The organism is Ectothiorhodospira mobilis, assembly GCF_900114895.1.
GTDB lineage: Bacteria > Pseudomonadota > Gammaproteobacteria > Ectothiorhodospirales > Ectothiorhodospiraceae > Ectothiorhodospira > Ectothiorhodospira mobilis_A.
Window position 1 is genome coordinate 56,481 of the sequence record NZ_FOUO01000009.1, and the last position, 17,627, is coordinate 74,107.

20 protein-coding genes are annotated in these 17,627 nt (G+C 67.8%); 3 read left to right on the top strand and 17 right to left on the bottom strand.

The features are described 5' to 3' along the window. The first annotated feature begins 122 nt into the window (after positions 1-122). Complete coding sequence (locus BM214_RS08470) at positions 123-1,028, top strand: hypothetical protein (RefSeq protein ID WP_090485638.1); 906 nt, start codon at positions 123-125, stop codon at positions 1,026-1,028. Further along, positions 1,028-3,757 (top strand): ATP-binding protein, encoded by a 2,730-nt coding sequence (locus BM214_RS08475; protein WP_090485641.1) that lies wholly within the window; start codon positions 1,028-1,030, stop codon positions 3,755-3,757. Before BM214_RS08470 ends, BM214_RS08475 begins: the two co-directional genes overlap by 1 nt. Here the strand turns inward: BM214_RS08475 and acpS are convergent. From acpS to BM214_RS08530, 11 genes are all read right to left on the bottom strand, one after another. After that, a complete protein-coding gene (gene acpS, locus BM214_RS08480; protein WP_090485645.1) occupies positions 3,744-4,124 on the bottom strand; it encodes a holo-ACP synthase in 381 nt (126 codons plus the stop codon). The two genes, BM214_RS08475 and acpS, sit on opposite strands and share 14 nt — an antisense overlap. Beyond that, entirely contained in the window at positions 4,115-4,864 is a 750-nt protein-coding gene (gene pdxJ, locus BM214_RS08485; protein WP_090485648.1) for a pyridoxine 5'-phosphate synthase, read from the bottom strand. The genes acpS and pdxJ overlap by 10 nt, the downstream gene beginning before the upstream one ends. Further along, complete coding sequence (recO, locus tag BM214_RS08490; RefSeq protein WP_090485651.1) at positions 4,861-5,562, bottom strand: DNA repair protein RecO; 702 nt, start codon at positions 5,560-5,562, stop codon at positions 4,861-4,863. Before recO ends, pdxJ begins: the two co-directional genes overlap by 4 nt. After that, positions 5,559-6,497, bottom strand: coding sequence for a GTPase Era (gene era / locus BM214_RS08495; protein ID WP_244887905.1), 939 nt, complete (start codon positions 6,495-6,497; stop codon positions 5,559-5,561). Before era ends, recO begins: the two co-directional genes overlap by 4 nt. Further along, positions 6,494-7,177 (bottom strand): ribonuclease III, encoded by a 684-nt coding sequence (rnc, locus tag BM214_RS08500; RefSeq protein ID WP_090485657.1) that lies wholly within the window; start codon positions 7,175-7,177, stop codon positions 6,494-6,496. The genes era and rnc overlap by 4 nt, the downstream gene beginning before the upstream one ends. Beyond that, positions 7,174-7,536 (bottom strand): DUF4845 domain-containing protein, encoded by a 363-nt coding sequence (locus BM214_RS08505; protein ID WP_090485660.1) that lies wholly within the window; start codon positions 7,534-7,536, stop codon positions 7,174-7,176. Before BM214_RS08505 ends, rnc begins: the two co-directional genes overlap by 4 nt. Before the next feature lie 57 nt (positions 7,537-7,593). Further along, a complete protein-coding gene (gene lepB, locus BM214_RS08510; protein WP_090485662.1) occupies positions 7,594-8,388 on the bottom strand; it encodes a signal peptidase I in 795 nt (264 codons plus the stop codon). 35 nt (positions 8,389-8,423) lie between these two features. After that, a complete protein-coding gene (lepA, locus tag BM214_RS08515) occupies positions 8,424-10,247 on the bottom strand; it encodes a translation elongation factor 4 (protein WP_090485665.1) in 1,824 nt (607 codons plus the stop codon). A 189-nt stretch (positions 10,248-10,436) separates the two neighbouring features. Further along, on the bottom strand, positions 10,437-11,963 hold the full coding sequence (locus BM214_RS08520) for a cryptochrome/photolyase family protein (RefSeq protein ID WP_090485669.1): 1,527 nt from the start codon (positions 11,961-11,963) through the stop codon (positions 10,437-10,439). Further along, positions 11,960-12,172, bottom strand: a complete 213-nt coding sequence (locus BM214_RS13000; RefSeq protein WP_342351309.1) for a DUF2256 domain-containing protein — start codon at positions 12,170-12,172, stop codon at positions 11,960-11,962. The genes BM214_RS08520 and BM214_RS13000 overlap by 4 nt, the downstream gene beginning before the upstream one ends. Positions 12,173-12,177: 5 nt before the next feature. Next, positions 12,178-12,375: a DUF2283 domain-containing protein gene (locus tag BM214_RS08530; protein ID WP_090485675.1), complete on the bottom strand. Its 198-nt coding sequence runs from the start codon at positions 12,373-12,375 to the stop codon at positions 12,178-12,180. A gap of 164 nt (positions 12,376-12,539) precedes the next feature. On the opposite strand from BM214_RS08530, the gene BM214_RS13005 reads away from it, so the two are divergent. Next, a complete protein-coding gene (locus BM214_RS13005) occupies positions 12,540-12,668 on the top strand; it encodes a hypothetical protein (protein ID WP_280521890.1) in 129 nt (42 codons plus the stop codon). A gap of 191 nt (positions 12,669-12,859) precedes the next feature. Here BM214_RS13005 and BM214_RS08535 read toward each other — a convergent pair whose 3' ends face one another. From BM214_RS08535 to rpoE, 6 genes are read right to left on the bottom strand one after another with little or no spacing between them, the layout of a single operon-like run. Then, entirely contained in the window at positions 12,860-13,108 is a 249-nt protein-coding gene (locus tag BM214_RS08535; protein WP_090485678.1) for a glutaredoxin family protein, read from the bottom strand. Continuing rightward, positions 13,105-14,547 carry a DegQ family serine endoprotease gene (locus BM214_RS08540; protein ID WP_090485781.1) on the bottom strand — a complete coding sequence of 481 codons (1,443 nt, stop codon included), beginning with the start codon at positions 14,545-14,547 and terminating at the stop codon, positions 13,105-13,107. The genes BM214_RS08535 and BM214_RS08540 overlap by 4 nt, the downstream gene beginning before the upstream one ends. A gap of 54 nt (positions 14,548-14,601) precedes the next feature. Beyond that, positions 14,602-15,078, bottom strand: coding sequence for a SoxR reducing system RseC family protein (locus tag BM214_RS08545; RefSeq protein ID WP_090485680.1), 477 nt, complete (start codon positions 15,076-15,078; stop codon positions 14,602-14,604). After that, positions 15,075-16,079, bottom strand: coding sequence for a MucB/RseB C-terminal domain-containing protein (locus BM214_RS08550; protein ID WP_177217631.1), 1,005 nt, complete (start codon positions 16,077-16,079; stop codon positions 15,075-15,077). Before BM214_RS08550 ends, BM214_RS08545 begins: the two co-directional genes overlap by 4 nt. Next, positions 16,072-16,686 carry a sigma-E factor negative regulatory protein gene (locus BM214_RS08555; RefSeq protein WP_090485686.1) on the bottom strand — a complete coding sequence of 205 codons (615 nt, stop codon included), beginning with the start codon at positions 16,684-16,686 and terminating at the stop codon, positions 16,072-16,074. Before BM214_RS08555 ends, BM214_RS08550 begins: the two co-directional genes overlap by 8 nt. Positions 16,687-16,715: 29 nt before the next feature. Further along, positions 16,716-17,291, bottom strand: a complete 576-nt coding sequence (rpoE, locus tag BM214_RS08560; protein ID WP_090485689.1) for an RNA polymerase sigma factor RpoE — start codon at positions 17,289-17,291, stop codon at positions 16,716-16,718. Between the last annotated feature and the right edge of the window lie 336 nt (positions 17,292-17,627).

Here is a 17,627-nt window from a genome sequence, read left to right on the forward strand (position 1 = left end):
AGAACCCCGCGGGTGCCCACCGCGGCCCCCAAGGTCCCCTGTGCAGGAAGCGGTTTCCAGGGCATGATCGGCGGACACGGACCGCCCCTTCACCCACCCCGGGAAGCCCGACACGGATAGAGATGACGCAGACACGGAAAGCCTGGTTCGCCCTGTTCCTTACGGCGGCCTTCTGCCTCTTCAGCCCACCCACCCGGGCCGGGGAAGCCATTGCCCCCTGCGAGGCATTCCAGCGGATCCTCTTTTTGGCCAGCGACGACACGCGCCTGCACCAGGAGGTCTTCCAGGGACTGCGCAGCCGTCTGCCCCAGGACATCCCCCTGGTCTACACCGCCCTGGGCGGTCCCGATGCCGCCCCCTGGGTGCAGAGCACCGACTGCCCCTGCTGCCTGGTGGTGACCTCCGGCACCCGCGCCCTGCAACACGCCGCGGAACGGGTCTCCCGGGCCCGGGTCCTGAGCATCACCATCCCCCGGGAGGCCTACGACCGGATCATGGCGCAGGTCCCGGACCCCCAGCGTTACGCCGCCGTCTACATGGACATCCCCCTGGAGCAGCGCATCGCCCTCACCCGTCGCCACCTGGCCGGCATGGAGCGCTTCGCCATCGTGCAAAGCGCCCAGGGCCCCTTCGCCGCACAGGGGGCGGATGATCCCGCCGAGGTGGTGCGCCTGGTCAGCCACGGGGAGGCCGATCTGGTGGACACCTTCACCCGCGCCGCACGCCAGGCCGATGCCATCCTCACCCTCCCCGACCGCCACATCTACAACCCGCGCACCATCGTCAGCATCATGATGACCACCTACCGACAGGGGACCCCCCTCATCGGCCATTCCGAGGCCCTGCTGCGGGCCGGTGCCCTTTTGTCCATCCACGCCCCGCCGCAGCGCCTGGGGACCGAGGCCGCGCACCTCATCCGCCACCCCCCGGCGGACTGGGGCGGCACCCGCCAACACACCCAAGAGCAGGTGGTGGCCGTCAACGAGCAGGTGGCCCGGGCCCTGCGCATCCACGTGGAGCGGCCCTGATGCAGGGGCGCATCCGCTATCGCATCCTGGCCCTGGCCCTCCTGCCCACCCTGGCGGTGGCGATGGCCCTGACGATCTACTGGACGGGGGTCAAGGTGCGGGAACTGGAGGCACAGATGATGGAGCGGGGCCACATGCTCGTGGCCTTCCTCGCCCCGGCCGCCGAATACGGCGTCATCTCCGGCAACCGCCAGTATCTGGAGGCGGTCACCTCCAAGGCTCGGGCCCAGCCCGATGTGGTGGAGGTGATCATCCGCGACCGGGGTGGGCGCCCCGTCTATACCCACCGCCAGGAGCTGCAGGAGCCGGATGGGGAAAACGCGCTCCTGCCCTGGGTGGCGACCCATCTGTTCGATGCCGAGGTACGCCATTTCCGGGAGCGCATCACCCTGACGGCCCTGGACGAATACGACCTGCCCCTGCCCGAGCCCATGGAAGGGGTCCTGGCGGAAGACCCCAGGCTGCTGGGCAGCGTGTCCGTGAGCCTCACCAGCCAGCCCACCCTGGTGCATCAGATCCGCTGGGTGCTGCAGAGCCTGGCCCTGATCCTGGTCATCGTGCTGCTGACCTGGCTGCTGGTGCTGCGTTGGAGCCTGCACCTGTCCCGGCCCCTGGAGGGGATCGCCGCCACCGTACGCCATATCGGCCGCGGCGACCTGTCGGCCCGCAGCCGGGTGCGGGTCAGCGGGGAACTGGGCCTGCTGCAGCGGGGCATCAACGCCATGGCCGAGAGCATCGAACGCTCCCAGCGCTCCATGGCGGAGCGGGTGAACCAGGCCACCCGCAGCCTGCAGGAGAAACTGGCGGAGATCGACGAGAAGAACCGCGCCCTCACCCGGGCCCGGGCCGAGGCGGACCTGGCCAACCGGCGCAAGTCCCAGTTCCTGGCCAGCATCAGCCACGAACTGCGCACCCCCCTGACGGCGATCCGAGGCTATATCGAACTGCTGCGGCAGCGCAGCGATCTGGACGAACAGGTCCGCACCTGGATCGCGGTCATCGATGAATCCAGCCAGGACACCCTCAAGCTGGTGAACGACCTGCTGGACATCTCCCGCATCGAATCCGGCAATCTGCCCCTGGAGAAGGCCGCATTCGACCTGGAACAACTGGTGGCGGAAGTGGCTCGCCTGTGCCGCCAGGGGGGGGCGCATCAGGCCGTGGACGTGATCGTGTACATGGATCCGGACATCCCGCAGCGATTGGTCTCCGATGCCATGCGCATCAAGCAGGTGCTCACCAACCTGCTCAGCAACGCGGTCAAGTTCACCCGCAATGGCCGGGTGATCGTACGCATCGGCATCCGGCCCTTCGCCCCCGCCCTGCTGCTGGAGATGGAGGTGCAGGACTTCGGCCCCGGCATCCCCGAGGATCAGCGGGAATCCATCTTCGAACCCTTCTATCAGGTGAACCGGGAAGGCAGCCGCAGCGGCTCGGGCGCCGGCCTGGGTCTGAGCATCACCCGCGGACTGCTGCAGGCACTGCAGGGGGAGATCCATGTGGAAAGCCGGCCGGAGGAAGGCAGCACCTTCCACCTCAACCTGCCGGTGGCCCCCGACGACACCCCGCCCCGCCCGGTGTCGCCCCCCGCCGTGGCGATGGTGTACCTGCTGATGGACGATGCCGAGGCCCTGGAGGTCTGCAGCACCTGTCTGCGCTCCCTGGGCATACCCCACCGCGCCTGCGATTCCCTGGAGGGCCTGTTCCAGGCCCTGGATCAGGGCCCGGAGGGCGCCCTGGCCCTGCTATGGCCATGCCACAGCGCCCCGGGCCTGGAGACGCTGCTGCGCACCCAGGGCCACCGCATCCCGCGGCTCATGCTCGCCGCCTTCTCCCATCTGCCGGAGGACCTGACCACGGCCCTGCGCCGCCAGGGGGCCGTGCTCATGCCCCCCATGATCTCGTCGCGGACCCTGGAGGCGCAGCTGCACCAGACCCAGCAGCGCCTGGCAGGGACCCCCCCGGCAGTCGCGGAGGCACCCGCAGACGACCCGCCGGGCATCGACGGCTGGCGCATCCTCATCGCCGATGACAACGCGGTCAACCGCCACCTGCTCAAGACCTTCGTGCGCCGCGCCGGAGGCGTCGTGGAGGAGGCGGAGAACGGGCGCGAGGCGGTGATGCGCTACCTGGAGGAACCCTGCGACGCCGTGCTCATGGACGTGCACATGCCGGTGCAGAACGGACCCCAGGCCCTGCAGGCCATCCGGGAGGAGGATCCGGGGGCCTTCGTCATCGCCCTCACCGCCGATGCCCGGCCCGAATTCCGGGAATCCCTGCTGGCCATGGGGTTCGACCAGGTCCTGGCCAAGCCCATCACCCAGGTGCAGCTGCGATCGGCCATCCGCAGCACCCCCCACGCCAATGGGCCCGGGGCCCCCAAGGACGCGGCGGGAGGGCCCCTGCACGAGCCGCAGCAGGCGGTACAGGCCGCCGGGGGATGTCCTGAGCTGGCCGAGGAACTGCGCCGGCTGCTGCTGAAGGATCTGCGCGCGGCCCATGACCAGCTCCAGCGGCAGGACCTGCCGTTAGAGGAGCTGGTGGAATGGGCCCACCGCCTCAAGGGGGCGGCGCGCTATTGCGCCGTGCCGTCTCTGGAGCGCTCCGCTGCTGCCCTGGAACAGAGCCTGCGGGCGGGTGAGGAGGACGTGGAGGGGCTGCGGGCGGATCTGCACACCCAGGTGCAACGGCTGCTCCGGGCCTGGGATACCGAGGTCAGCCGCTCATGACCACGAAGGCCAGGGCGAATTCCCGCTCGTCCGAGAGGCTGAGCTCCATCTGCACCACCCCCAGGCGCCGGGCCGTTTCCTGACCCTTTCCAGACAAGCGCAGCAGGGGCTTGCCCCGGGGGTCGCTGCACACCCGGGCATCCTGCAGCCCCATATCCGCCCCCAGGCCCACCCCCAGGGCCTTGGCCGCCGCCTCCTTGGCGGCGAAGCGCCGCGCCAGGAGGGCCGCCGGGGCACTGCTGGCACAAAAGGCATCCCACTCCTCGGGATGCAGGATGCGGCGGGCGAAGGCCTCCCCCCGCCGTGCCAGGGCCGCCTCCACCCGGGGGATGGAGACGAGGTCCGTGCCCACCCCGATCAGCCGCATGCCCGGGCCGCATCCATGCGGGCGCGCATCTCGGCCACTGCCGCACCGATGCCGTCGAACAGGGCCCGGGCCACGATGGCGTGGCCGATATTGAGCTCATGCAGCTCCGGGATGGCCGCCACCGGCCCCACATTGTCGTAATCCAGGCCGTGACCGGCGTTGACCACCAGGCCCTGGGCCCGGCCATAACGGGCGGCGTCCCGGATCTTCTCCAGCAGGGCGTGGCGCGTCTTTGCATCGGTGGCGTTGGCGTAGGCCCCGGTATGCAGCTCCACCACCGGCGCCCCGATGCGCCGGGCGGCGTCCAGATGGGCGTGCTCCGGTTCCACGAACAGGGACACCTGGATCCCCGCCCGCACCAGTTCCGCGCAGAAGGCCTTGAGATGCGCCTCCTGACCCAGGACATCCAGGCCGCCCTCGGTGGTCAGTTCCTCGCGCCGCTCCGGCACCAGGCAGCAGGCCTCGGGCCGCACCTCCAGGGCGATGGCATGCATCTCCGCGGTGGGGGCCATCTCCAGGTTCATGCCGGTGCGCAGCAAAGGGCGCAGGCCATAGACATCGGCATCCTGGATATGGCGCCGATCCTCCCGCAGGTGCAGGGTGATCATGTCGGCCCCGGCGTCCTCCACCCGGCGTACCGCCTCGCGCAGGTCGGGATAGGGCGTGCCCCGGGCCTGGCGGATGGTGGCCAGATGGTCGATGTTGACCCCGAGTCGCAGTGGTGTCGATGCGGCATTCATGATGTTCGGTCCAATCGCCCGCGGGCGATGAGTTGGCGTGAGACGATGGGTTTTCCTTCCAGGTGGTATTCCAGCAGGCGGCGCAACAGGCGCTGCGCCTCCCGCCGCTGCCCGCGTCCCTCCAGGCGGTCCTGCAGCAGGGCGGCGAGGCTGTCGCCGCCGATGGCATAGGGGGATTCCTCGCCGGGGGCCGCCGGCCGCGGCAGGCCCTGGGGGGGCACCACGTAGGTGACCTGGGCCTCCAGGGCCGCCGGGTCGATGAAATCCAGCCCCTCCCCCAGCAGCCGCAGCAGGGCCAGCTCGTAGCGGCGCAGACCGGGCTCCGGGGGCATTGCGGGATCGGCCAGGCCGGCGAGGACCGCCTCGTAGGCGGCATAGAAACCGGGATCGGGCAGCTGCCGGGGCAGGAGCTTGATCGCCAGCTCGTTCACATAGAGTCCGCACACCGCCCGCGCCCCCGTCAGGCGCAGCACCGCGGCCTCGTCGCAGCGGTTCAGGGTATGCACCTCGCCCCGGCCGGACCAGGCCAGGTCCAGGCGCACGAAGGGACGGGCGGTGCTGCGGCCGCGGCCCCGCCCTCCCCGCAGCACCGCCGCGATGCGTCCCTCCCCCGGGGTGAGCAACTCCAGCAATTGGCTGCTCTCCCGGTAAGGGCGGGCGTGGAGTACATAGCCGGGGCTGCCCTGAATCCGGTTCACGGGTCCACGTCGATCCCCATGCGGCGGATACCCTCCAGGTCCCCCTGCCAGGACTCACGCACCTTCGTCCAGAGCCTGAGCATCACCCGGCGCTCCAGCAGGGCCTCCAGCTCGTGGCGCGCGCCCATGCCCACGGCCTTGATCATGCGCCCGCCCTTGCCCACCACGATGGCCTTCTGGTTCTCCCGCTCCACCCAGATGACGGCGTCGATGTGCACTACATCCCCCTTCTCCTCCCAGCGCTCCACGTCCACGGAGGTGGCATAGGGCACCTCCTGGCCCAGGCGCTCCAGGAGCTGTTCACGGATCACCTCGGCGACGCGGAAGCGCTGCGGCCGGTCGGTGATCTCATCCTCCGGGAACAGATGGGGCCCCGGCGGCAGCCGGGCCATGAGGGCCTCCACCAGCGGCTCCACGTTCATCCCCTTGAGGGCGGACAGGGGGACCACCTCGCTAAACTCCAGGCGCCGGCGCAGACGGTCGATGAAGGGCAGCAGGCGGCCCTTGTCCTTGAGCCGGTCCACCTTGTTCACCACCAGCACCAGGGGACGGCCGCAGTCCTCCAGGAGCTGCGCCATGGCCTCGTCCGCCGCCAGCCAGCGGTCCGCCTCCACCACGAAGATCACCGCATCCACATCGTGCAGCGCCGCCTCGGCGGTGCGGTTGAGCACCTTTCCCAACAGCTTCGGGGCGTCCGGGTCCATGCCGGGGGTGTCCACCAGCACCAGTTGGTCCGGACCGCGGGTGATCAGGCCGCGGATGCGGTGGCGGGTGGTCTGGGCCTTGCGGCTGGCAGCGGCGATCTTCTCCCCCACCAGGTGGTTGAGCAGGGTGGACTTGCCCACATTGGGGCGGCCGACGATGGCCACATAGCCGCAGCGGGTGCCCCCCTGCGGCTCGGGAGGGGTGCCTGCAGGCTGGTCCTGCATATTCATGCCTCCTCCTGATCTGCGGCCAGGGTCTCCAGGGCCTTCTGGGCGGCGGCCTGCTCCGCCCGGCGCCGGCTGCTGCCCTCGCCCACGCACTCCAGCCCGCGCCGGGGGATGCGGCAGGCCGAGCGGAAATGCTGATCATGGGGCTTGCCCGTCACCTCCAGGAGCCGGTATTCCGGCGTCTCCAGGCCCCGGCGCTGCAGCCATTCCTGCAGGCGGGTCTTGGGGTCCTTGAGGGATTCCGCGCTGGGCAGGTCCTGGAGGCGGCGGGCGTAGAGGTCCAGCACGAACCTTTGGGCCACCTCGAATCCCTCCTGGAGGTACACGGCGCCGATCACCGCCTCCAGGGCGTCCGCCAGGATGGAGTCGCGGCGGTGACCGCCGCTCTTGCGCTCCCCCTCCCCCAGGCTGAGGGCGGCCCCCATGTCCATCCCCCGGGCGATGGCCGCCAGACTGTCCTTGTTCACCAGGGCGGCCCGCAGACGGCTGAGTTCCCCCTCGGGGGCCTCGGGCCGCATCTCGTAGAGCCGCGCGGCGATGACGAAGTTGAGCACGCCGTCGCCCAGAAATTCCAGGCGCTCGTTGTGCCGCGGCGCCGCGCTGCGATGGGTCAGGGCCTGGCGCAGCTCGGTGGAATCCCGCACCGGGGCGGGGAGCAGATCAAACAACCGTCCTGCACTCATTGGGCAAGGTGATAGCTGCGGTCCACCACCACCACGGCATCCAGATTGCCCAACAGGTGGGTGCGCGTCTCGTACTGCAGGCGCAGGGTCTGGACACCCTCCTTCTCCTCCAGGGAGATGACCTCCGGCTCCAGCGAATCCACGGAGTTCACCTGGAAGCCCTTGGCCAGCTCGCTGCGCAACTGGCGGATGTTCTTGTCCCGGGCTCCGGGGCGTTCCACCAGGTCCTCGACGATGGAGACCACCGTCCAGTTCTCGGCATAGATGGGGATGAGCCGGAAGGCCACCGTCCCCACCAGGACGAGGACCGCGATGAGGAGAAACCATTGCGTGATGCCGCCGCCGCTCTGTCTGTGCATGACCGTCACCTCTTCAGGAAGGTTGCCACTGAATGCCGGAATCGATCCCGCCGCGCCTCATCGGATGCGATCCCCCAACCGCTCCAGGCGCACCTTATTCGCCACTGGATCCCAGTTCATCCAGATGAGCATGGCCCGGCCCACCAGGTTCTCTTCGGGGACGAATCCCCAGAACCGGCTGTCGTTGCTGTTGTCCCGGTTGTCTCCCAGGACGAAATACATCCCCTCGGGGACCTCCACCTCACCCTGGGGCGAGGGACGCTCGGGCCATTCCAGGATGCGATGATGCACCTCCCCGAGACGTTCCTCCAGCAACCGGGCCCCGGTCATGGCCGCTCCGGCACCATCGCCCTCGTAACGCCCCAGGATCTCCACGGGCACCTGCTTACCGTTGATGTACAGGCGCTTGTCGCGGAAGGCCACCCGATCCCCGGGGAGCCCCACGATGCGCTTGATGTAGTCCTCGCTGGGCCGGCGGGGGAAGCGGAACACCGCCACGTCGCCGCGTTCGGGCTGACCCGTGTCCAGGATCCGGGTGTGCACCACGGGCAGGCGCAGGCCGTAGGCGAACTTGTTCACCAGGATGAAATCCCCCACCAGAAGGGTGGGCATCATGGACCCGGAGGGGATGCGGAACGGTTCGGCCACGAAGCTGCGCAGCAGCAGCACCACCAGCAGCACCGGGAAGAAGGAGCGGGCATATTCCACGTACCAGGGCTCCTTCTTCCGCCCCGGTTCATCCACCCCATCCGCCCCCTGGGAGGGGGACCGCAGGCGGTGCCAAAGGGCATATGCCAGCCAGATGAGGCCGGTGACCGCCGTCCCCAGGACCAGTGCCAGTTCCAGATCCAATGTCTTCCCCTTCTCCAGACCGCCCGGGGCGGTGCTCAGTTCTTGTGATCCACCTGCAGCACCGCCAGGAAGGCCTCCTGGGGTACCTCCACGCGGCCGATGTTCTTCATGCGCTTCTTGCCGGCCTTCTGCTTCTCCAGCAGCTTGCGCTTGCGCGTGGCGTCGCCGCCGTAGCACTTGGCGGTGACGTTCTTGCGCAGGGCCTTGACCGTGGAGCGGGCGATGATCTTGGAACCGATGGCCGCCTGGATGGCCACCTCGAACATCTGCCGCGGAATCAGTTCCGCCATGCGCTCGATCAGATCCCGCCCCCGAGCCTGGGACTGGTCGCGGTGCACGATGATGGACAGGGCATCCACCCGGTCGCCGTTGATGAGGATGTCCACCTTCACCAGGGGCGAGGCCTCGAAGCGCTTGAATTCGTAATCGAAGGAGGCGTAGCCGCGGCTCACCGACTTGAGGCGGTCGAAGAAGTCCATCACCACCTCGGACATGGGCATGTCATACCCCAGGGCGATCTGCTGACCCACATAGTGCATCTTGGTCTGCACGCCACGCTTTTCCGTGCACAGACCGATCACCGCCCCCACGTACTCCTGGGGCACGAGGATGCTGGCACTGATGATGGGTTCGCGGATCTCCGCCACCTGGTTCACCGGCGGCAGCTGCGACGGGTTGTGGATGGAGATCACCTCGCCGTCGGTGGTCTCCACCTCGTAGATGACCGTGGGCGCCGTGGTGATCAGATCCAGGCCGTATTCCCGTTCCAGGCGTTCCTGGATGATCTCCATGTGGAGCATGCCGAGGAAGCCGCAGCGGAAACCGAAGCCCAGGGCCTGGGAGGTCTCCGGTTCGTACTGCAGGGAGGCATCGTTGAGCCGCAACTTGTCCAGGGCGTCGCGCAGGTCGTTGAAATCGTCGGCGCTCACCGGGAAGATGCCGGCAAAGACCCGGGGCTGCACCTCCTTGAACCCGGGGATGGGGGCATCGGCCGGGTGATCGGCGCTGGTGATGGTGTCCCCCACCTTGGCCCCGCTGATGTCCTTGATGGTGGCCACCACGAACCCCACCTGCCCCGTGGACAGCTCCTCGCAGGGGGTGGGCTTGGGGGTGAAGATGCCCACCTTGTCCACCAGGTGGGTGCGGCCGGTGGCCATGGCAACGATCTTCTGCTTGGGGCGCAGGCAGCCCTGCTTCACCCGCACCAGGGCCACCACCCCCAGGTAATTGTCGAACCAGGAGTCGATGATCAGCGCCTTCAGGGGTCCGTCGGGATCCCCCTCCGGGGGCGGGATGCGCTGCACCAGGGCCTCCAGCAGCTCCGGCACCCCCTCGCCGGTCTTGGCGCTCACCCGCAGGGCGTCATGGGCCTCGATGCCAATGATCTCCTCGATCTCCTGGCAGACCCGGTCGGGATCGGCGGCGGGCAGGTCGATCTTGTTCAGCACCGGCACCACCTCCAGGCCCTGGTCGATGGCGGTGTAGCAGTTGGCCACGCTCTGCGCCTCCACCCCCTGGGAGGCGTCCACCACCAGAAGGGCCCCCTCGCAGGCATAGAGGGAGCGGGAGACCTCGTAGGAGAAGTCCACGTGCCCGGGGGTGTCGATGAAATTGAGCTGATAGACCTGGCCGTCCGGCGCGGTGTAGGGGAGCGAGACGCTCTGGGCCTTGATGGTGATGCCCCGCTCCCGCTCCAGATCCATGGAATCCAGAACCTGCTCCGCCATCTCCCGGTCCGTGAGGCCGCCGCACACCTGGATGAAGCGATCCGCCAGGGTGGACTTGCCGTGGTCGATATGGGCGATGATCGAGAAGTTCCGGATGTGTTTCTGCTTGACGTCGGTCAGATCACTGCTCATGAAAGCGGCTCGCAATGACGCACCCCCGCCGCGGCCCGAATCGGACGGCACGCGGCGGGGGTGCGCGGTGGGTTGCGGGCATTGTACAGGGCCGGCGCAGGCAGGAACAGCGGCCCTCCGGGGCCAGGGGCCCAGGGGCCGGGTGCGTCCTTCGGGGCGGTGGCCTCCAGGGGCTCGCCGCGCAATGGCTCAAAGGAGATCCAAACGCCCCAACAGATGACGGGCGTGGTCCAGGGTGGCCTCCCGCTCCGACGCATCCATGCGGCGCCAGGCGCGGTAGGGCATGGCCATGCGCGGGTGGGCAGCAAACTCCGCCTCGTGACGGAGCATGAAATCCCAGTAGAGGGCATTGAACGGGCAGGCATCGGCACCATGGCGGCGGCCGGGGTCGTACCGGCAGCCCTTGCAGTAGTCGGATTGGCGTTTGATGTAGCCGGCCGAGGCCGCATAGGGCTTGCTCGCCACCACCCCACCGTCGGCGTACTGGCTCATGCCGCGGGTATTGGGCAGCTCCACCCATTGGAAGGCATCGATGTAGATCCCCAGATACCAGGCATCCACCGCGTCGGGATCACATCCCGCCAGCAGGGCGAAATTTCCGATGACCATCAAGCGCTGGATGTGGTGGGCATAGGCCCTGCGCAGGGACTGGCCGATGGCGTGGCGCAGACAGGCCATGTGGGTCTCGCCGGTCCAGTACCAGCGGGGCAAGGGCCGGCGGGCCTGCAGGGCATTGGTCTCGGCATACCCGGGCATACGCCCCCAATAGACCCCGCGCACGTATTCGCGCCAGCCGAGGATCTGGCGCACGAACCCCTCGCAGGCGGCGATATCCACCGCACCCGTCTCAAAGGCCCCCAGCGCCGCATCCATGACCTCCCGGGGATGCAGCATCTTCGTGTTCAGGGCAAACGACAGGGCCGAATGGAACAGCAACGGCTCCCGGTGGCTCATCGCATCCTGAAAACGCCCAAAATACGGCAAGGCCCGGGTCACGAACGCCTCAAGCCCTGCGCGGGCCTGGGATCGGCTCAACGGCCAGGCCAGCGCGCCAGCACCGGGCTCCCCCAGGGTGCGCACCCCGGCGGCGACCACCTCCCCCCACAGCGCCGAGACATCCGTGGGCGCCCAGGGCCAGTCCGGGGCGGGCGGGTCTCCCGGCCAGCGGGCGCGGTTATCGGTATCGAAGTTCCAGCGCCCACCCACCGGTTTGGAGTGCTCGTCCAATAACAGGCCATGGCGGCGGCGCATGTCCCGATAGAAATATTCCAGACGCGGCACCCGTTCATTGAAAACCCGGGCCAATTCATCCCGGCCGACCAGGAAATGGGCCGAATCCACCACCGTGGTCGGCAGGCCGATGCGGGCAGCGGCCTCGTCCAGCACCCTTTCCACACGCCACTCATCGGCCTCCATGCGCTCGAATCGGGTCGCCTCATAGTGGGCGGCCAACCACTGGAGATTGGCGGCGAAATCCTGCCGGTTATCCGGATCACCGATGGTCAGATAGTGCACACGGTGACCTGCGTCCCGCAGGGCCCTGGCGAACCGTCGCATGGCCGCGAAGAGGGCCAGCACCTTTTGTGCATGATGGTGCACGTAATCGGTCTCGCTGCGGATCTCCATCATCACCACCACACAACCGGGATCCGGCTGGCGAAACCAGGGGTGTGAGGCGTTGAGCTGGTCCCCCAGCACCAGACGCAATGCCGTCATGCCATCCCCCTGCCCTTCCCGCCCGAACCGCGCTGGCGACGACAACGCTCGGAACAATAACGCACCTCATCCCACACGCGGGCCCACTTGCGCCGCCAGGTGAACGGCCGCCCGCAGACCGGGCAGATCTTGGTGGGCAGGTTGGGTTTCATGTGGCGCATCGGGGGTCCATGCTTGCGAGCGGGTAAACGCGCTAAGCCAATCAGCATCTGCGTTATGCCGCGATGCCCTCCACGACAAGATGACTCACATCGGTGCGTTCGCTTGCATGTTCGAAGGTGATTGCGCAGACATTGCCCCCGGAATCCACATCAAGAATGGTATTTTCATCCAGGTCTTTGGTCTCCGCTATATCACGATCACGGAACTCAATATACAGTGTATCTGTATCACTAAAATAGCTGACTTTCATTATTTGAATCCTCTACCCCTGAATTCAGGGGGCAAGTATCCGATTGCGCTTCAAGGCATCCATCAGGGGACGCCAGAGGGGTGCACCTCGGTGGACGCTCCTACCGCACCTTGTGCGGTGGGGTTTTCATTTTGCTATCTTATGGATACACAAAGGAGGTGCTCATGAGCGACATGAGCTGGGCCATCATCGCCGGCACGCTGTTCGCGTTGGTCCTGATCTTTCTCATGAAGAAGGTCGGGGGTTGGGCGGATAGGAAATACCATGAAATGAAGCTAAAGCGAAGACACTGAAGGCCCACGAAGCGAAATTATCCGGTTGCCCCCTCAAAAGCTGACCGGTCTTCCGTAAGCGTACCCGTTCACAGGGGATCCACCCCTCCCCTCTGAGATAAGACGATTCAGCGGTACCTTCTCGGCTTTGTTTAGCCTCACGTCAGGCTAGCTGCCAGGAGACCCATCCGGCCCCGCCATGCCCATGGGAGTCATGGGTTCAGGACATCTTCCAGGGCCTCGGCATCCAGGTGGTGACAGCACACCACTTCATCCTCCACCGCTACCACCGGGATCTTGAGGCCGAAGCGTTGCACCAGGGTGGGGTCGTCGTCGATGTCCACGACCCGCAATGTAAACCCCAGGCGCCCCCGCAGGGGGCGCAGCTCGTCCAGGAGGCGGTCGCACAGGTGGCAGCCCTCGCGGTGATACACCGTCACCACGAGGGGGGCACCACTCACTCAGGGATCTCCAGGGGCAGCCAGATGGGGCCGCGCTCGCGCTGTACCAGTACCCGGGCCACCCGGCCCCGAGGCAGTTCTTCCAGCATCGCTTCCAGCTGATCGGGGGATTCCAGGGCGGTGTGGTTGATCATCAGCAGCACGTCCCCGGGAAAGATCCCGGCCCGGGCGGCGGGTCCCGCGGTCACGTCCGTGACCAGTACCCCGCCCTCGGGCAGTTCCAGGCGCTCCCGCACCTCAGCGGGGATCGGGGCCACCTCCATGCCCAGCAACTCGCCGGCAAGTCCACGGTCTTCCTCGGCCGGTTCGGATCCCTGCGCCGGCCCCCGGGCCATCTTTTCCTCCTCGGGCAGTTCCTCGATGGTCACCTCCAGGGTCATGGGTTCCCCGTCCCGCAGGATCTCCACCTCGGCCCCCTCGCCCACCGGGGCCGCGCCCACCACCGGCGGCAGGGCGGCGGAGCGGGGGATCTCGTGGCCGTTAAAGGAGATGATCACGTCCCCGGCCTGCAATCCGGCGGCCTTGGCCGGGCTGTCCGGGAGCACCTGAGCCACCAGGGCCCCTGTGGGCCGGTCCATCCCCAGGGAATCGGCCAGTTCGCGGGTGACCTCCTGGATCAGGACCCCCAGCCAGCCGCGGGTGACGTGGCCCTTCTCCCGGATCTGGTCCACCACATCCCGGGCCACCTCGGCGGGGATGGCAAAGGAAAGGCCCATGAACCCACCGGTGCGGCTGTAGATCTGGGAGTTGATGCCGATCACCTCGCCGTCCAGGTTGAACAGGGGCCCGCCGGAGTTGCCGGGGTTGATGGCCACGTCGGTCTGGATGAAGGGGACATAGCTCTCACTGGGCAGGCTGCGTCCCTTGGCGCTGACGATGCCGGCGGTGACGGAGTGATCGAAGCCGAAGGGGGAGCCGATGGCCAGCACCCATTCCCCCACCTTCACATCCCGGGAATCTCCCAGTTCCAGGATGGGCAGGTCGCGGGCATCGATGCGCAACAGGGCGATGTCGGTCTTGGGATCGGAGCCCACCACCTCCGCCTCGAAGGTGCGCCGGTCGCTCAGGCGCACCTCGATGGCCTCGGCATCCTTGACCACGTGGTGGTTGGTGACCACATAGCCATCCCGGGAGAGGATAAAGCCGGAACCCAGGGACTCGCTGTCGAATTCGCGCCGGGGCACCCCGGGACCGCCCTCCCCAAAGAAATGGCGGAACAGATCCCCGAAGGGGCTGTCCTCCGGCAGGCCTTCCGGGAGTTCCAGCGGGGGATGCCCGAAACCTTCGGGTCCGGAGACCTTGCGGGAGGTGCTGATGTTTACCACCGCCGGGCTGTGTTTCTCCACCAGGGGGACGAAGTCCGGCAGGTCCCGGGCCTGGAGCGGCGCGGCAGCCAGGGCCACCGCCCCCAGCAGACAGAGGATGGCGGTTCTGCGCATCAGGGTCTTGATCATGGTTCGATGCTCGCGATTGGATTCAGTGGGGGGCGGGGGTCAGGGGGCCAGGATGCCTTCCGGCCCCTGCACGGGGATCTCCAGGCGCCGCAATACCACGGGCTGATAGCGCGGGTCGCGGGCGATGCGCCGGGTGAACAGGGCCAGCAGCCCGAGACCGGCCCCCAGCCCCAGGACCCCGCCGGCGACCACGGGTCCCTCACCTGCCTGGGGCCAGAGGGCACTGGCCAGCAGGGCGCCCCCCAGGAGGGTCAGCAGGGGCAGGAGATAGACGGCGAGGGATCCCTGCACCAGGGTGGATTCCTCGATCCCCACCACCACCCGCTCCCCCGGGCGCACCCCCACCGGGTCCAGGACCCGTACCTGGGTGTGGCGGTCCCCGAAGAACCGGGCCAGGGCACCGGTGCCGCAGGTGCCGGAGGCGGAACAGCCGCCGCATGCGCTCCTGCGCTGGGTGTCCACCCAGGCAAAACCGGGCTCGTCCACGGCGATGACCCGTGCGTCTTCCTCGATCATGGGCTCTCCTCCTGGGAGAAACGCAGTGCGCGGGCGATGCGTTGCACCGTCTCTCCGGGCACCTCCCCCAGCACCGTCACCTGGCGGCCGTCCCGGGTGAGGGAGGCCGCATGCAGGGGGCCTGAGCGCAGCAGACGCACCTGCTCCGACTCCGGGCCCTCGGCGGGGGCGATGAAGACCGATACGGTGGCCAGCCCGTCGCTGAGCATCAGATGGTGTACCGGTTCGGGGCTCACGTCCATGCGCCGCAGCCCCGCCGCCTGCAACCGGAATCCCGGCGGCAACGTGTCCAGGTGCCAATCCTGGCCTTCCCCGGACGGGGTCTTCGGGGTGACGGCGGAGAGTCGCTGCACCGACCGCCCGTCCTCTTCGGGGGGCTCGAAGCGCTCCCCCGGCAAGCTCTCGGGGAAGGCGATGCGGGTGAACAGGAACTGCTCCAACACCTTTCCCTCCCCGTCCAGCAGCGCACCGCGCAGGGGCAGATTGGTCTTTTCGTGGATGCACAGGTCGTAGCCGTAACGCAGCTGATCCAGGGGTTGGATCCGCACCTGGTGGCAGGGAAGCCCGGCGACGCGATCCGTACCGTCGAGCAGGAAGCGGTACGATGCCTCCTGCTCGTCGGATTCCTGATGCAACGGCAGCACCCCGGGCAGGCCCAGCATGGCATCACCGGGCCGCAGGCAGTGATTCACCCCCCGCGGGGCCAGGCAGGTGACGGCATCGCGGCTCCTGAACACCTCCCGGGGAACGCCGGTGAGGGCCATGAGGTGCTCCCGGGGACCATGGACGTCGTCATGGGTATGGGCCACGTGCAGGGTCTCCATGGCCCCGTCCCGGCCCACCACCAGCACCCCTTCGTAGGTGAGCCGCTCCACCGCCGCCCCCATGCCTTCCACCAGGGCGCGGGCTCCCGTCTCACCGGAGGCGGCGGAGGCCACCCCGTGGATCAGTACTGCGGCACCGAGTCCGAGACGGAGGGCTTGGGTGATGCTTTCATTCACTCGCGAACCCGTTCCCGCTGGCCGGGGTGTAGGGCGAGAGGTTCCGCGCCATGGCGGATTCGGTGTGATTGAGGAGATAACTGTCCATGCGGGCATCCACCCGCTCGATGGGAGAGGACCGGAAACGTTCCGCATCATTGGGGGAGGCGGTCAGCAGGCGGTCTGTGGACAGCCCCTCGGCCACCGGCCGGAAACCACCCCCATCCACCGCATCCAGGGAGGGGGTTGCCCCTTCCCCGGCGGCCATGGGGGCACCTCCGACCCCCGGGCGCTCGGAGAGGGACTGCACCCCCAGCAGGACCGCAGCGGCCACCACGGCCGCCATGGCCACGCCGGCCGCGGGCCGCGCCAGGCGCCCATGGCGCACCCACCACCCGGCCCGGGGCACGTCCTCCTCCTCGATGGCCTGCATAATGCGTCGGGAGAAGTCCGGCGGCGCCAGGGGACCGCTTCGTTCCCGCAAGAGATCCCCCATCAGGTGGTAGCGGGACCATCGCGCCAGCAACTCCGGGTCCCGTTCCAGTTCATCCACCAGGCGGCGGACCTCGAAGGCCTGGGCCTCGTCATCGGTCAGCGCGGAGAGTCGTTCCTCTTTCGTGGCATTCATGGGACTTCTCGCGTCTTTTGGAATCCGGTTTATTCCAGCAGGGGCCGCAGGGTCCGGTCGATGGCCTCGCGGGCGCGGAAGATCCGCGAACGCACGGTCCCGATGGGACAGCCCATGGCCTGTGCAATCTCTTCGTAGCTCATGCCTTCCAGCTCGCGAAGGGTGATGGCAGTCCTCAGATCCTCCGGCAAGGCCCCGATGGCCTCCTGCACGGCAATGCGTATCTCGTCGGACAGCAGTTCCCCTTCCGGGGTTGCATATTCCTTGAGCGCGGATTCGCCACCCATCTGCTCCGCGTCCTGGGCGTCCACCTCGAAGTCCGGCGTACGCCGGCCCTGGGAGACCAGGTGATTCTTCGCGGTGTTGATGGCGATCCGGTACAGCCAGGTATAGAACGCGCTCTCCCCACGGAAGTTCGCCAGGCCGCGGTAGGCCTTCACGAAGGCCTCCTGCGTCACATCCAGCGCGGTGGAGGGATCGTGCACATAGCGGGAGACCAGATGCACGATCTTGTGCTGGTATTTCTGCGCCAACACATCGAACGCCTTCCTGTCCCCGGACTGGACGCGCCTGACCAACTCCTCGTCGGTGATGTTATTGCCCATACGGGCATTCCCCCCCTGGGGGCACGTCCTGTACCCTACCTGCGATGGACATGAAAACCCTCGTGAAGTTCGTGCATATTGGACGGAGCCAAGGGCCCGCACGGGGATTTCCCTCCGAGACCTGTCGTGGATCATTCTTTTCCCGGTCCCTCCAGGACCCGTTTGGAGCGGTCCCGGAGTGCAGCCCCGCGCTGCATGGATGCCCTGCTAAGTGGTGACAAAATAACCCAGATCCCGAAGGCGCCTCAAGCAAGTCCCTGACCCCCCGGGATTTCGCGTACCCATTGATTCTTGCGGCACGGACGGCATCCCGGCCCTCCCGCGGACCGGCGCCCC

Excerpts from the sequence above, each read along its gene's own strand:
- BM214_RS13000 (WP_342351309.1), bottom strand. The coding sequence starts at position 12,172 with ATGCTGATTGGCTTAGCGCGTTTACCCGCTCGCAAGCATGGACCCCCG.
- BM214_RS08530 (WP_090485675.1), bottom strand. The coding sequence starts at position 12,375 with ATGAAAGTCAGCTATTTTAGTGATACAGATACACTGTATATTGAGTTC.
- BM214_RS08545 (WP_090485680.1), bottom strand. The coding sequence starts at position 15,078 with ATGATCGAGGAAGACGCACGGGTCATCGCCGTGGACGAGCCCGGTTTT.
- era (WP_244887905.1), bottom strand. The coding sequence starts at position 6,497 with ATGAATATGCAGGACCAGCCTGCAGGCACCCCTCCCGAGCCGCAGGGG.
- rnc (WP_090485657.1), bottom strand. The coding sequence starts at position 7,177 with ATGAGTGCAGGACGGTTGTTTGATCTGCTCCCCGCCCCGGTGCGGGAT.
- BM214_RS08475 (WP_090485641.1), top strand. The coding sequence starts at position 1,028 with ATGCAGGGGCGCATCCGCTATCGCATCCTGGCCCTGGCCCTCCTGCCC.
- pdxJ (WP_090485648.1), bottom strand. The coding sequence starts at position 4,864 with ATGAATGCCGCATCGACACCACTGCGACTCGGGGTCAACATCGACCAT.
- BM214_RS08470 (WP_090485638.1), top strand. The coding sequence starts at position 123 with ATGACGCAGACACGGAAAGCCTGGTTCGCCCTGTTCCTTACGGCGGCC.
- BM214_RS08555 (WP_090485686.1), bottom strand. The coding sequence starts at position 16,686 with ATGAATGCCACGAAAGAGGAACGACTCTCCGCGCTGACCGATGACGAG.
- BM214_RS08540 (WP_090485781.1), bottom strand. The coding sequence starts at position 14,547 with ATGCGCAGAACCGCCATCCTCTGTCTGCTGGGGGCGGTGGCCCTGGCT.
- BM214_RS08505 (WP_090485660.1), bottom strand. The coding sequence starts at position 7,536 with ATGCACAGACAGAGCGGCGGCGGCATCACGCAATGGTTTCTCCTCATC.
- BM214_RS13005 (WP_280521890.1), top strand. The coding sequence starts at position 12,540 with ATGAGCGACATGAGCTGGGCCATCATCGCCGGCACGCTGTTCGCGTTG.
- lepA (WP_090485665.1), bottom strand. The coding sequence starts at position 10,247 with ATGAGCAGTGATCTGACCGACGTCAAGCAGAAACACATCCGGAACTTC.
- BM214_RS08520 (WP_090485669.1), bottom strand. The coding sequence starts at position 11,963 with ATGACGGCATTGCGTCTGGTGCTGGGGGACCAGCTCAACGCCTCACAC.
- acpS (WP_090485645.1), bottom strand. The coding sequence starts at position 4,124 with ATGCGGCTGATCGGGGTGGGCACGGACCTCGTCTCCATCCCCCGGGTG.
- rpoE (WP_090485689.1), bottom strand. The coding sequence starts at position 17,291 with ATGGGCAATAACATCACCGACGAGGAGTTGGTCAGGCGCGTCCAGTCC.